General features: G+C 47.5%; 12 protein-coding genes. 10 read left to right on the forward strand and 2 right to left on the reverse strand.

What is annotated here, in order from left to right; all coding sequences use genetic code 11:
* Positions 1 to 67: 67 nt before the first annotated feature.
* Positions 68 to 1,606: a DUF1552 domain-containing protein gene (locus tag IPJ71_01505; protein MBK7842362.1), complete on the reverse strand. Its 1,539-nt coding sequence runs from the start codon at positions 1,604 to 1,606 to the stop codon at positions 68 to 70.
* Positions 1,603 to 3,372, reverse strand: coding sequence for a DUF1592 domain-containing protein (locus tag IPJ71_01510; GenBank protein MBK7842363.1), 1,770 nt, complete (start codon positions 3,370 to 3,372; stop codon positions 1,603 to 1,605). The genes IPJ71_01505 and IPJ71_01510 overlap by 4 nt, the downstream gene beginning before the upstream one ends.
* Before the next feature lie 158 nt (positions 3,373 to 3,530).
* On the opposite strand from IPJ71_01510, the gene IPJ71_01515 reads away from it, so the two are divergent.
* The 10 genes from IPJ71_01515 (at position 3,531) to IPJ71_01560 (ending at position 14,809) form a co-directional block, all read left to right on the forward strand.
* On the forward strand, positions 3,531 to 3,641 hold the full coding sequence (locus IPJ71_01515; protein ID MBK7842364.1) for a hypothetical protein: 111 nt from the start codon (positions 3,531 to 3,533) through the stop codon (positions 3,639 to 3,641).
* Between the two features lie 134 nt (positions 3,642 to 3,775).
* The gene (locus IPJ71_01520; protein ID MBK7842365.1) at positions 3,776 to 4,645 is read left to right on the forward strand and encodes a hypothetical protein; all 870 of its coding nucleotides are present in this window, start codon (positions 3,776 to 3,778) and stop codon (positions 4,643 to 4,645) included.
* A gap of 34 nt (positions 4,646 to 4,679) precedes the next feature.
* Positions 4,680 to 5,786, forward strand: coding sequence for a hypothetical protein (locus IPJ71_01525; GenBank protein MBK7842366.1), 1,107 nt, complete (start codon positions 4,680 to 4,682; stop codon positions 5,784 to 5,786).
* Positions 5,783 to 7,537: a hypothetical protein gene (locus tag IPJ71_01530; protein ID MBK7842367.1), complete on the forward strand. Its 1,755-nt coding sequence runs from the start codon at positions 5,783 to 5,785 to the stop codon at positions 7,535 to 7,537. Before IPJ71_01525 ends, IPJ71_01530 begins: the two co-directional genes overlap by 4 nt.
* A 57-nt stretch (positions 7,538 to 7,594) precedes the next feature.
* Entirely contained in the window at positions 7,595 to 7,879 is a 285-nt protein-coding gene (locus IPJ71_01535) for a hypothetical protein (protein ID MBK7842368.1), read from the forward strand.
* Positions 7,880 to 8,017: 138 nt separating this feature from the next.
* Entirely contained in the window at positions 8,018 to 8,422 is a 405-nt protein-coding gene (locus tag IPJ71_01540; GenBank protein ID MBK7842369.1) for a hypothetical protein, read from the forward strand.
* An 83-nt stretch (positions 8,423 to 8,505) separates the two neighbouring features.
* On the forward strand, positions 8,506 to 10,776 hold the full coding sequence (locus IPJ71_01545) for a hypothetical protein (GenBank protein MBK7842370.1): 2,271 nt from the start codon (positions 8,506 to 8,508) through the stop codon (positions 10,774 to 10,776).
* A gap of 40 nt (positions 10,777 to 10,816) precedes the next feature.
* The gene (locus IPJ71_01550; GenBank protein ID MBK7842371.1) at positions 10,817 to 12,232 is read left to right on the forward strand and encodes a hypothetical protein; all 1,416 of its coding nucleotides are present in this window, start codon (positions 10,817 to 10,819) and stop codon (positions 12,230 to 12,232) included.
* A 298-nt stretch (positions 12,233 to 12,530) separates the two neighbouring features.
* Entirely contained in the window at positions 12,531 to 14,492 is a 1,962-nt protein-coding gene (gene nadE / locus IPJ71_01555) for an NAD(+) synthase (protein ID MBK7842372.1), read from the forward strand.
* Positions 14,493 to 14,515: 23 nt separating this feature from the next.
* Positions 14,516 to 14,809, forward strand: coding sequence for a hypothetical protein (locus IPJ71_01560; protein ID MBK7842373.1), 294 nt, complete (start codon positions 14,516 to 14,518; stop codon positions 14,807 to 14,809).
* Positions 14,810 to 14,844: the final 35 nt, after the last annotated feature.

Raw genomic sequence — 14,844 nt, forward strand, 5'->3', positions numbered from 1 at the left:
ATCATTTAAGTTTTTTACCAATCACGCCCCCCCCCAAAGATTTCTTGATCTTTCTGCTCGAACCCTATCACGTTTTCATCAAGCCTGGCAGCGGTGCCCGTCGGTCAGCAACAAGAGGTGCGATAAGCGCCATATATCCTTTATCGTTATAGAGCTCTTCGCCAACGCTATCTCCGAAGTATTTGCCATAGCTACCGAAGCCTTTCTTTCCGGTTGTTTCAAATTCTTCAGGCGACATGCCGAACGCACGCAAGAGACTCACTAGAAGCTGATTCTGAGATGGGCCGGCTTGGGCCTTGTAACCGAATGTCCCGTCGTAGGGGTATCCCACTCCAGTGAAACGTTTTACATAGTGCAGAAACTGCCCAGTTTTTATGCCTAAGTTTCCTCCGCCAGCAAGGAACGTTTTGAGACACTCATCCCCGTGAGTCGAAAGCGAGCCTCCGTAATCATCGACGTCACCCATGCCGTTGCTCCAGTAGATGATTGAGTTGTCCAGGGCCGTGGCACCAGTGGACGTATCTTCGACCGCAGCATTGAACTGCTCCATCATTTCACCGATCATAGAAGCAACATATTTTCCAAAATTTGTCTGATTGGTCCTCCTCACTGAATTAGGCGCATTCATACCGATTTCATTGTTGTCGGGATGTCCGTTCTCGTGCCAGCTTCCATCATATATACCATCGGCGCCGTCCCCTGAGTCGCCACTTTTAAAATAAATCGTAGCTATGCGACTTCGGTCACAGACCAGAGCTGAAGTGATGATTTTCATTGCTAGATTTTGACGGGTCTTAACGTTATATGTGGTCGATGGGGTAGCGGGCTCTTGGCAAGTCGGCGACGATACCGAGCCCAGTGACTTCTGAATTTCGTAGATCGACTCAATGTGATTTTCTAGGATAATTTTCTCGGCCTTTGAAATTCTTGCGCTGTTTCGAACTTGATTGAAACTCACCAAGACTCGGTCTACGATAAATTGCTTCTTGTTGTTTTCGCTTATGCCTGGCGCAGCTCCGCTGTTGGTAAATACACGATTGAATAAAACAATAGGATCAATATCCATACTTAAGCCTATTGTTCCGCCAGGTGTTTTTTTATTCGACATTTGGGGGGAATCTATATTGTGAGACGCGAAGCTTAGAATCCTTTGTTTGGGAGGCTGCTGGTAGAACTGACTCCAGTTGCTCAAAACAACATCCATGGACTCGTTTCCAGGGTCGATAGCTGAGCCTCGCAGCATACGGTCTGATGGGTGATTGTTCTCTCCGCAGGCCGAATAATTTTGAATCCCTCTTAATAGAGTCACTTTGCTTCTCATAGACAAAATCTTGGGATCTGAAAGAATTGGACTCAGAGATCCTGTGATTTGAGTCAAATCCCTGGACCGAATTGTCATCAAGGGATTGGCTAAGACATCAGTTGGAGCCGTGGGCCAGAACTCACGGCCAAAATAGCAGTGCCCTTGTAAAATAGCGACAAACCGCTTTGGGACTGGGCCGGCCGCGAGCGCCTTTGAAGGAAAAAGAGAGGGTAGAAACGGCAAAGCCAGAGAGAATCCACCAAGGCCGCGAAGAAACTGCCTGCGATCGAGATAGTAAATCACTGTGCCCCCACACGACGAGTTCTGATATTTGGCCGAATAATTGCCGATCCAATCATTTCTCGAATACTGCCTTTTTTATTGCTCGACTGAAGTTTTCCAACCATGCTTTCAAGAACGCATTCATCCTGACTGACCATTTTTCGTCTGGCCATCGCCTCAAACATTTTCTGGGTGAAACAGTCTCGGCCCTCTTGAGAGTTCCCGATCGCACTTGCTAAATCGGAGCCTCCATCGATAACGATTTCCTTTTGGTCCATGGTCAAGTTGACCCTCGCGTCAACGGGAAATGAGTTGGTGGCCTCGCCGGTGGTGCTATCAAAGATCAACTCTTTGGTTCTTAACCTTCCAATCGGATCAAAGTTCTCCATGGCAAATCCCAAAGGGTTGATTTGAGAGTGGCAACCGATACAGGAGGTCGAACTCGTCTTCGCTTGGACAACCTGCCTGGTGCTTTGGTTTGGATCAATGTCGATTGGGTTGAGCACGCCCTCGGGAAGGCTTTGTGGACTGGGCCGACTGATTTCCTTGCATAGCAACTGTGCTCTAACAAAGGCTCCGCGTTTGATTGGTACGGAAGTACCCAAAATACCGACCCGTGAAAGAAAGGTTGCTTTTCCTATTAGGCCGCGACGAGACTTGCCTGAAAAATCGACGAGTCCGTTTGGATCAGGGGTTACTTCGTAGAGTTTGGCTAGTTCTTCCGATTTAACCTTGGACCACTGCGAGGTCATCAGATCGAAGTAGTCGCCATTAACATCCCAGATAATATGATCGACGTAGTCGTCAAACTCGTCCTTCATTGCCACTTTGAGACCAGACAATTTCAGTCCATTCAGAAAAGATTCAGAAAAGCTGAGCGCAGGAGTAATATCAAAACCTAGCCAATCCGCAAACAGCCTGCGAAGGTGAATTCGAGCCTTACTATCAGCCATCATTCTTTGAAATTCCTGGATCAGACCTGACTGGGTTGAGAGGTGCCCAGCTCTCACCGCATCCATTAAAGTGCTGTCAGGCATGGTTCCCCAAATCGCGTAAGACAGGCGAGATGCTAGCGCCCAATCGGAAATAGCATATGAATTGAGGCTCGAATTCTCCATCTCTCCTCCCTCTAACTCGAGATGAAAGAGGAACTCGGGCGAAACCAAAAAGCTTCCGATTAACATCTGAAACTTTTCTGATGCGTTACCTGGAGCGGCTGTGTAGGTATCTTTCGCAAAAGACACCTCATTGGGGTTCAGTGGCCGACGAAAGAATAGAGTGCCCACCTGTTCAACAACTCGGCTCAAGCAAATATCATCAAGCAGGGCTGTGCCGACACAGCTAATGCCCATTTTTGTTAAGAGCGACCTCGAGCTGAATAAGAACGATCCCATTTGGATGCCCACGCCTAAATAAGCTTCGAAGTGCCTCTCCTGAATGGGCGAGGCCTCCTCGCGCCCCAAAACCAAATCAGAGGGGAGACCTGCGAGATGAAGTGCTACGATCTGATCGCTAAGTATGGTTTCGCCAAAAATGCTTTTCAGTGTGTTCAAATATTCGTACTTCGTAAGCCTTTGCACTGTATCGATCGGTGGTTCAGAGCTTAAGCACTGGAAACGACTCTGTAGAGATCCGCCCCTGACCTGTTCAGAGTCGACGTCCACCTTGTGCGATGTAAAACCACCGGTACAGTTTTGAAACACAAGAATCATTGCAGTAGCGGCGAGTGACAAATGGACCAAATGCCAAAAATGGCGGGGTCGCCACATGCCAGGGACATTGCTCATTCCGTGCGCTCTCCTGTCTCTCAGGACCTATTACACTACATAAGTCACTAGTCATTTTACTCCAAAATTAACTTATACGCACTTTTGCGGCCCAGCCTGTCTTACAGTGAAACGGTGTTACGCCGAAATTGTACCTGAGGTGATCTTACTAAAGGAGCCTGCTGGATTCTAAAACGCTCAAAGAGATTAAGCGTATTCCAATGAAGAAGCCGTCAGGCAAGTACAATGTCTTCAATAAGACTCATTTGTCGTTGGGGACAAGTCATTGATTTAAATGGGCCTAAGATGAGGATTGTATCAAATTGAAGCGAAAGTTAAAGTCATTCAGATGATTCTTCGATTGAAGATCATATGTCTGAGAAATCTATCAAGTTTCGGCGCCATTGTTCCGAAATGAGAAGTGATGAGTTTGAGAAAGCGTCATTTCACTTCAATTGGGATTTTTTTTGTCTTTCTAGTGATTTGCGTTGTTGCATTTGAGAACTGTAGCAAGGTGCGGCTTACCGCTCTTGTTCCTGAAAGGCAGGTCTCTTCAGTCATCGGCGCAGAGGCCCAGCGTCTTCCCATTCCTCGCCGAGATCCAGGAAATGCTCGTGTTGTCGTACTTTTGGATCAGAGCTTCTCAATGGTCTGGGGGAAGTGTCCTCAGGATCTGGATGGGACGGCCCCGAGTCCCACTGGTTCTCCATTTAATTCCTGTCAGAGAGGGCCTGGAGTTGATCAGCCGGGGTATCGCTACGATGTCACGAAAGCATGGCTTGATCAACTTGCAGATGTAGTTGAAAAGGGAATGGATGTTAAAGTGATGCTTTTGCCCTTTTCTGGAGGAAAAGCGAAGCGCCCAAATCCAATCGCGAGCCCTGTGCATAACCTTCGAGATCTGGATCACATGAAATTTGTTGATTTGCCCAAGGCGGAGACTTGGCTAGCTGCCCTCAGGCAAGAGCAAGATGCCATGAAGTCCAACGGAGCTCGGGAAATCATGGGAACAACGGTCTTTGATCCTATTCTTGACTATGCTTACGCCGAGATTGTTCGTGAGGCGAATTTGCTTAAGGAGCAAGACAAGTTGGCGACAACACCTTTTTTGTTTGTGATCATCTCAGATGGGGTCTATAAGCCGACCAATGCTCTCTTTGGGCTTCTGAGACAGGTAGCAGGATGCCCTGATTGCAGCAGAACCCCCCACTCATATTGCGTGTACCTGCTTTTCAACAGGTGGATGTTGGAGCGGCCCTGGAGAAGCTCCAGGTCGTTACTGTCAGTCACTTGAGCAGAATTTTAGGGAGTATCTCGGTGATCCCGCTGTGAATCAGTTAGATGAAGTGATAGTTTCGCTCAATAATATTTTGAAACTTGAACAAGATCCTGATTTTTTAGGTTTTCGAATTTCAATGAAATTTGCTAAAATGAATTGGCTGGCCGTTCCTTCTGAGGACACCAACAAATCTCTGGATAAAACAAAAAATATTTTTGATGAGGTGCAGTCGAGTCTGGTCCGGCGTCAGATACCGATCTACAATATCACAGACGGAACTCCACCCTTTCCTGTTGTCAACTTAGGGGGGGATTCGTCTACTTATGTCATTGAAAATTTCTATGCGATAAACACAAATGTTTACGTTAACAAGTTTGGAAATCTTATTATCGATAGCGACGGTGATGGTCTTGGAGACGAAGAGGAAGTCGCGCAAGGAATGGATCCCAGTATTCCGAGGACAAATGGGATTTGTCTGGACGGGATTGCGGTGAACTTCGGATGCCAGAAGCTTGGGTGTCGGCCGGATATTGACATGGACTTGGATGGTTTGAATGAATGCGAGGAAATTACGGTTGGCACTCGAGATATATTGCTGGATTCCGACGCCGATCACATTCCTGATCTCTTCGAGGCATTGAGATTTTTAAAGCCAGGCGATGATGACCGTGAGTCGAAATCTTCAGGAGACAGCTTCACTGACCATGATCATTTTCGATACGGAATTCACCCTCTCCGTCAAGTGGCTTCGGTTCTGGATCGCTTCAAAGTTGACCTTTTTTCGCGGTTTATGGGCTATGAATTGGGGTCAGATCAAAGCGGTGCTCAACAGGCTGTAGCAAAGTATGTGGTCGAGCTCAGAAATATGCCCTTGGCTCCAACGCAAGCCGTGGCTTCAAGTTCGATACTTGTCATGAAATCTCAGTCGGGATCTGGCCCCATAAAGGACGATGTTCGCTTGGACCCGATCGCGAAGGAAGCACATTTTAACAGAGTCTATTTTCTCTTGGAGATGGCAACACTTGAAAATCGTCAAAAGATCTCATGGCACCTGCTCAAAATGGACGTTCCAGCACCAGAAGGTGCAGGATCATATGCTCTTCCAGGTAGTTTTTCTTTTGATAAATTTGTTCAGATCCAGGGAGAGCCACCATGAGATATTTGAACTCCATCTTTTTGCTGGCTGTAATGGTGGTTGCTTGTTTTCAAAATTGCAGCAATGTTCGGCTCACGCCGATTTCAAGCCAAGTGATGTCGTCCTACGCCAAGTCTGGCGATATCTGCAGTTTGCCTTCGCTGAGCTCAACAGATAAAGTGAAGATCACTTTTGTTGTGGATATGTCCTCGTCAAACGCGACCATCGAAAAGAGGAACTCCTCTAATCAGATCATTGAAATCAATGGTTCTGACCTGAATCGTCAGAGGATGCAGACGATCCGCGATTTTCTGACGAAAGACTGTTTGAAAGCCAACGACTCAACGAAAATAGCTGTCGTTGGATTTGCGCATCAAAAAATTATTCCACCGGGTACTGCTTGTGACCGAAATCAGTTTAAACCAGTGGATGATTACCTCACTCAAGGCGCAAACGACCCCCTTGATTTTCTTGAGTCGGAGCATGATCTGACGAAGCAGGATTGCGTTCCTGGCGGAGGGAGATGTTCGGAGTATATCACCCGTTACGATGAGGGAATGGAGTGCGCCAAACAGATTGTGCACGATGATGTGCAGGCGGTAGCCGAAGATGGAAAAAAGGCATTTTATATGACTTTTTTTCTGACGGATGGAGAACCCTCGATTCCAGCAGTTATTGGCTACGACATTTCTAATGCGGCCTACCAGGCCATGAAAATCACGGTGAAGCAAAAGGTTCGCGACATGAGAAATGAGGCGGAGGAAAAGGCCTTGGGCCTGACCCTTCGTCCGATTTTTTATGGCGGAGATTATCTCACCAGAAAGGACCCAACGGGAAAGAAGGAAGCCATCGCCCGCGATATTTTAACAGATATTGCCAATGAAGGCTTGACGGAATATATTTTCCTACAAGATGTGAGCGAGCTCGATCTTTGTAAGTATTTGGTGTCCGGAACTCGAGTTCCATACAAGTTAAAACAATTTGTTGCGACGAATCTGACAATTACGAAAATGGGTGAAAAGTTGCTCGCGGATTCTGATATGGATGGAATTCCCGATGAACTTGAGGGGCAACGAGGATTTGATCCGACAAAAGCGAGATCGATGGGGCCTACCAGTCAGTTGCTCGACGGATTTTGTGGTGGACTCAATGCCTCTCAGTGTGCGAATTCAATTCACCAAGATTGTGGCAATCCGAATGCCTTGGGGTTAACACTCTGTGAAGTGTCGAAATGGGGGCTTTCAAACGGATTGGATTCTGACGGCGATGACTTTATCGACATTATGGAAGTGATTAAGGGGATGGGACCCAATATTCCTTCTGGATATGTAGACGGCGACAGTTCGTCGGAATTTGAAGAAATGATGATCGGAAGAGATCCTCGCTTTCCGGATGATGGCACGCCGGATGAAATGCTCCTACAATACCGTCGATGGCCTCTTTCTAAGCCATTGCCCGGCTGCCCTGCTGATCAAGAGTCCTACCAGTTCGAACTTGATCATGTGCCCTTGCTTCCAACATTAGCCACAAATTCAGACGATCCTGTCAGTCAAAAACTGCCTTGGATGAATCACGGCGAAAATGTAAATGTTCTTATGGCATATTATATCCTGACTCCCGCAAATCAGGCCCTTCGTCAGGACTTGAAAGATCAGGTTTATATCAAATACTATAAGATTCATATATCCAAACACCTCATCGAAGAGCTAGGATTTTTAAAGGCGGGCGAGCTCAATGATGCCTTTAGTGAGTTTGCCGAGGAGTGGAAGTGAATCGCTTGATTTTATTCATTCTCTTATTTGGGTCTATGAAGGCAGGGGCCCAGGCGGTTGGTTGCATCAGCCTTGAGGGTCTTAAGCTTCCCTGTTTTGGTGGTGGAGTTGCCTGCGGATCTTGTGAAAGCAAATACACTGAGGAAGAGAGGAGAAACGCTTGCGTTGGCACCCTGCCCTTATCAAACCCTGCTGGCTGTGGAGGGGGAGGAACTTGCGGAACAAAGTGCTGCACCACCTGTTCCCAATACAACCCGGCAGATTATTATACATGTCAGACACTGCCAGGTGCTTGCGATGCAAATGGCAACTTTGCCTCTTGCGGGAATGGAACCAAAGTAGCGAGTTGTGATGAGAGTTCTTGTGCTTCCCAAGCCGCGAATCGCTGTGGGTCATTTAACTGCTCTTGTGGGATCACCTGTCAAGGGACCAAGCAAATGATAAGGTGTTACAGGTGGACCTCTAGATCTGTCCCCAGCGGTGGGTCGTGCGGCTGTCGCAATGTTGGCGCGACACCAGGACGTTGCTCGGGAGCTCCTACTGGAGCATCTGAGTGTGGAGGAGTTCCGAATCCCTGTAACGGAGATGGATCTCAATGCACAGGTGCGAGCAACCGATGCTATGTTTGTTCCTATTCGCCTGGAAACCCAGGGACCTGCTCACCCACTTGCAATGTGGGATCCGCCTCTTGTTATGAGAATCCTACCCCGGTTGATGTCTGCGCTTCATCCTGTTCCGGTGGCGGTCTCACAGACAGTCCCAGTACACCTCCAGGGACGTCCTGCAGTTCGGTTCCTGGGCCGGCTTGCACCGAGAATAGTTGCCCTGCTTGCGGGGGTTCCTGCTGATTTTTCTGATCTATTTTCGCGTTCCAAAATGACTTGATTTGAGAAAATTTAGAACCTTCTCAATTTTGTTGCCTTGTTTTGAACGAAGCGAGATCCAATTTTTTACAAAATAGGTCCAGGATGGCAGACTGGACTTTGTGGGACGTGACTCGAGGTGTATCTAAAGTGAGATTTTTGCTAAATCAAATTTTCCTTTTTCGACTTTGGATTTTTCGTCCTCCTCACCCATTTATTTTTGCCTGTATTGACCTTCTCATTTTTGTCAGTCTTTCAGGTTTTGTTTTGAGCCAACTCAGTTTGGCAAACGAAGCTCCGTCAGACTTGGTCTATCAAGGACGAATTATGAAGCCCGACAACAGTCCTCTTGAGGCCGCCTCTGTTGCCTTTGATGTGAGTGTTTTCAGCCAGGATGGGATATGTCTGCTCTACGAAGAGATTCACACAGTCAATATGACAAATTCTGGTGGTTCCTTTGCGTTGCCATTGGGAAGTGGAGTTCCGGTTGGGCCGGCGTATTCCTTGAAAGAAGTGTTTTCTAACACGGGAAGTTTTACCGGAGGAGGCTCCTGTCCCTACGCTCCTTTGACCGGTCACAGTCGTCTTCTTCGTGTGACTTTTGATGAGGGTTCCGGACCTGTTGCTCTTCAAGATCAAACCATTAACAGCGTCCCATATGCTCTTTACGCATCAAAACTTGAAGGGAAGGGCAAGAGTGATTTTTTGCAAATCAACACCACGACATCTGCTCTTAGCCAGGCAAACGCGAATTCACTTTTTCAAAATGCGACCTATACCGAGCTCATGGCATTGGCTGGTGGCACGTCTACAGTCTTTGCAAAGAGCGCAGATCTTCCAGTGTCGGGCGGGGTGCTTAACCTGAGCGGTGCAGGACAAGGGGTCAGAGTGTTGGACGTGCCAGCTGGTGGTGACTATGCCGTGAACAAAAATTATTCTGATGGAAAGATTGGCGGGAAAGCCATCGATGCCGCTAACTTCGCAGGACTTGCCAATGGTGAGTCCGTGAAGTGGGATACAAGTGCCAATAGTGGTCTTGGGGGTTGGGTTCGGTATTCGCCTCCCTCAACAAGTGGTACCTCTGGAAAAATTGCCAAATTCACTTCATCTAGTGCCGTAGGCGATTCTGTGCTTACGGAGGCATCGGGTAAAATTGGATTTAATGCTTCCACTCCATCTTATGATTTGAGTTTTGGGGGAGAATCTGCCCGGAGCCTTGGGGTGGAACGTCATTCGACGGCCGATACGGCCGGAAATTCTTTGACGTTGAAAGCTGGTGGAGCAACTTCGGGCGCCACCAACAAAAACGGAGGCAACCTGATTCTGTCTTCAGGAATTGCTACGGGGACAGGAAGCTCTGACATTGTTTTCCAGCCAGTTGCAGCGGGTGGTACCGGGGTCGCCAATCGCAATCCAGCTGAGAACATGCGTTTGAACGCCTTCGGTCTCAGTGGGGGAGGAGCCAACGCAGTCGGCGCCGGAGGCTCATTAGCGTGGGGAGGCGGGGCCACGGCGAGTGGGTTAAATACCGTTGCCTTTGGAGACAATGCTTCGGCTGTTAGCAACTGGTCGGCCGCGATTGGGTGGCAGGCTTCGGCCGATAACCAGCATGGAATTGCGATAGGAGGAGCCTCCTACGCAGGCGGATATCGCAGTTTGGCCTTGGGATATGAAGCGGACGTAACGGGAGGAAATTCCGTTGCCATCAGTGCGGGGGTTCCGGCCGGTGCGGCACCTACTGTTTCAGGAGCCGAGTCCATCGGAATTTTTATGGGCGATCAAAGCGGTGCGGATGTAACGGCAAGCAATGTGATGGCAATCCTCGGTGGCAATGTGGGAATCGGAACGACTTCACCCAGCTCTAAATTAGATGTTAATGGGGCTCAGACATTTCGGGAGATGGCTTCCGCCTCGGCCCCAACACCGGCTGCCACCAAAACCTTTCTTTACGCAGATAGTACCTCGCATACTCTCAAGTTTTCTGTGAATGGCGGAGCCTATAAAGATGTCTTGCCTGCTTCGGCTCTTGTCCGCGTTTGTGAAATTGTCATAGGTGATCCTGGATCAGCCTCTTCAGTATTGGTTGATGATAATGATTCTCCCGCTAATTGCAGCAATTTGACAGGGTCTACGATGACGGTTCTTTCTGTTGAGTGCTATTCCAATGCAGGATCTCCGACAGTGAATCCAATCCTCAATGGTGGAAGTTCGACTTCTATACTGAGCAGTCCCTTGACCTGCGGTACCGGAAGCTTTGCGGCAGGAACCTTAAATGGAACTCCCACTCAAGCTGATAACCAATCAATCGATGGCAATATCGATATCGCCGGTGGGACTGCGAAATACATTGTTATCCGCATCAAGAGAACTTTGTAATCCGTAATTTTACATAATTTGTTAAAGGGAGTGTAGCACAATGGGTTTTGAACTTGCGGGTCTAAAAGAGAGGATAACCCAAGCATTTCCTGTTTTCATTATTTCGCTTGTTGCATGTTCGCTCTTTGTGTCAGATCCGGCCGCAGCTTCAATATCCTTCGTAAAAATGAAGCAAAATGATCAGACCGCCAACTCTAACAATATTGCGACGGGTGCGTTTTCAGCGACGACTGGAAATTTCATTGTCTGTCGAGTGGCTTACAATACGACCTCAGGAAGTTTGATTTCAGTGACGGATACGGCCTCGAATTCCTATTCATTGGCCACAGGGCCTGCGACTCTCCCGAGCAGTACCTGGAGGCAAGAACTGTGGTACGCCTACAATATCACGGGGAGTGGGACTCTCAATATCACAGCAACTCTCTCGGCAACTTTTAATATTTGGAAACAGATTTCGTGCAACGAATACTCAGGAGTCCTGGCGACATCAGATCCAAAGGAATCTGTCACAGGGGCGACAGGCTCATCCTCTCTCACTTCTTCGGCTGGTCCATTGACCACTTCACAAGGAGGAAGCCTTCTTTACGGGTCCCTCTTGTTGAGTGGAGGAACTGGTGAGCCAGGCAACAGCTTCATCCAGCGTTCTGGTCAAAACGGGGATGCCACTGAAGATCGAATAGCGAACTTCGCCGGGTCTCATTATGTTCGGTTCTCACATTCAGGATTGTCAGATTGGGTTGTTCAGGCGGCGGCCTTTAAGGCAGCCACGCCTCCAGTCGCGACGAATGGACTTGTGCAGGCCGCGACGAGCTACAAATCAGGAGCGACGATAACTCTCTCGAACGATTTTGAGAGCGCCAATATAGCCGGAAACTTGATCGTCGTTGGCGGCTATTTTGGAGGCAATGGTCAAACTCTAACTGTATCGGATACGAGAGGTAATACCTATCAATTGGCAGGTACGGTCGATCAAACATCTGACAACCACCAAATTTGGATCTATTACGCAGAAAATATTGCTGGTGGAACTAATACCGTGACGGGGAGCATCCCTGCCAGTTCTACAGATGCTGCTTTTTTTATTGCTGAGTACAGTGGAATTGTCACGTCGGGAGCTTTGGATAGAACGAGCAGTGCGATGGGAAGTGGCAGTTCCATTTCCACTGGCAATACCGCCGCCACCAGTGCTGCCAATGAGCTTCTAATCGGCATGATTGGCATGAGCGCTGGAAGCTCCGGATTCAATATGTCTTCCGGTTTTGAAGAGAAGGGATTTGTGAAGCAGGGTCCGGGAAATAATAACAACATTGCGGCACTTGCAGACCAGCTTGTAACAGCCACTGGCACTTACGCAGTTACGGCGTCACCTTCTGGAAGTGAGGCGTGGTCGGCAATTATCGCGACCTTTAAGCGGACATCATTGAATCGGGTTAAGCATAGGGTCAATAATTTTTAATATTATTGTGTCTGACTCTTGTGGAGACTATCGCTACCAATTTACATATGTCATGAAAATTTTAGTGTCCGGCGATTTCGTGATTGCTTAGCCAGCGGAGGTCGACTACCTAACGGAAAACACTTTTATGGATTTGAGAGTGAAATTGAATTGAACCCGATATTCAAACCGATCACCCTCTGATCTGAAAGCTGCAATGACGAGTGGGGCACAGAAAAGTCAAAAAAGTCCAAGAAGTCAAAAGAGTCAAAAGAGTCAACTCAGTCAATCAGGCCCACCAAAGCAATCAAATCTGTCATTGTCAGAACTGATCTTCTTTTTTCTTTTATTTTTTTTATTTCCATTGGGTCGTAACATATCTATGGCAGCCTCGGAGCGTCCCTTAAAAATTGCGATTTGTCAGATTGATCCCGTAGCGGGAGATATGGAGTACAATCTAAAGGCTATTCTTGAATGCTATCAACGGGCCATCAAAGATGGAGCTGATATTGCTATTACTCCAGAGCTCGCGGTTGAAGGATATACTTTTGGTGATTACTTTGAGAGACCTGAAATTTGGGCTCGAAGCGAGAAATATGTTTCTCTGTTAAGCCAGGCGACAAGAGGAAAAAAAACGGCGCTTTTGGTCGGCCATATCGTGAGAAATCCAGAGGCCTGGGGAAAACCATTGCAAAACGTGGCGAGTGCCTTCCTGGATGGAAAACTGATTTATCGACATGCGAAGGCCCTGTTGCCAGATTATGACGTGTTCAATGATGCCAGATGGTTTCATCCGGGACATAAAGCGAATGTTTGGAAGTTTCGAGGACACAAAATCGGAATAGCGATTTGTGAAGATTGGTGGTTTGAAGATAAATTTGCGGGACCACAGGGGCCGAGATCTTACTATAATTTTGATATCCGCAAAATCTATCAAAGAAAAAAAATTGATTTGGCGATTTCTCTTTCGGCATCTCCTTATGGACAAGACAAGCAAGCCTTCCGTGAGGATATTCATGGTGATGTGGCGCGGAAGCTTCAGGTGCCATTTATCTGGAGTGGCATGTCTGGTGCAACAGATGCCGTTTTGTTTGATGGAAGATCCTTTGTCCTGAATGCCGAGGGTGTCACTGTTGACCGACTTGCCAGTTTTCGTAATGACTATGCGACAGTGTATTTCCCGAAAGGAACAGGTGTCAACTCTCCGATACTTGTCAAAAAGGATTCTTTGCTCGAAGAGACCAATCCTTCAGAACTTGAAATTGTCTATCAAGGCTTGCTGACGGGAATACGTGAATTTGTTCGCAGGACGGGTGCCACGGGATTTGTGCTTGGAATCAGCGGAGGAATAGATTCAGCCGTTGTTGCAGCCTTGATTGCAGCTGCGATAGGTCCAGAGAAGTTGATCGCTGTTTCTTTGCCATCAAAATATTCATCTGAAGGAAGTAAGACGGATGCCTTTGAGCTGGTACACAATTTGGGGGTTCCAGAGAGCCAAGTCCATCTTTTGTCGATCGAAGGAGCTTACGATGCCACTCGAGAAACTTTTGGTGATAAATTCTGGCAGAACGAAGGGATCGTTGACGAGAACACGCAGGCGCGCCTCAGGATGTTGTATTTAAATGGAATAGCCAATCGGTTTCCTGGCTATATGGTAGCTGTAACAGGAAACAAAACTGAATATGCAATGGGATATTTTACCTTCGGCGGCGATGACAAGGGTGGTCTTGGCATTTTAGGAGGGCTTTGGAAGTCTGAGGTCTATCGATTAGCGAATTATGTCAATGAGAGAGCGGGCAAGGAAATCATTCCAAATACCACCATTGTTAAACCAGCTTCAGCTGAGTTAAAACCTGGTCAAGTGAGTTATGATCCTTCGAGCGGATTGCCTCCTTATGAAATACTCGATCGGCTTTTGCGTGACTATTACGAAAGCAGGGTCTCGCTCGAAAACCTTGTCAAATCCTATACCCATCTGCTCCCTCAACGACCAGCCGATTGGGTTGCAACAATTATTCGGCACTCTGAAGCTATGGATTTCAAGCGTCGGCAGGCAGCGCCATTGCTTCGGGTTGACAGAAGAAAGACTTTTGATTGGGTTGGTCGACGGGTCCCGGTGGCCAAGAGAAATATCCATGAGCCTATGGATGCCAATAACTGTCGGGGGCTTTTGACGGCCTCTTCAGAGTTTTCTGGGTCTGATGGGTTTAGAAATACAAGATTTTCTGAGTCTGATTGGTTTAGAAGCACGTTGAGGAACACTCTATCTTCCGAATTTTAACAATAACAGTTTTGAGGGCGAAAATGAAAATCTTAAAGAGTTTTAAAGCAATCCGAATGAGAAATTTGATTTCGTTTGCTGTTTTATTTTTTTGCTGTGATGTGGGATTTGCTTCGCAATGTCCCGACGCAAAAAGAGTGGTTGAAAATATCTTGTCAGATTGGCGCAGCCCACATCGTTTCATTGACGGAGCCGCTCTTCGCGAAGAAGCTGAGCTATTTATTGGGGTGAAGGCGAGAAAGGCATTGGCCAAATGTTCTCCGAGACAGATTCTTGAACTGCTGAAAAAACCGATTTTGTCGCTGATTGGGCGTTAACGCTTGCCGATGCAGAAAATATTTTGAGAATAAGA

The sequence above is a fragment of the Bdellovibrionales bacterium genome (assembly GCA_016714165.1).
GTDB lineage: Bacteria > Bdellovibrionota > Bdellovibrionia > Bdellovibrionales > UBA1609 > JADJVA01.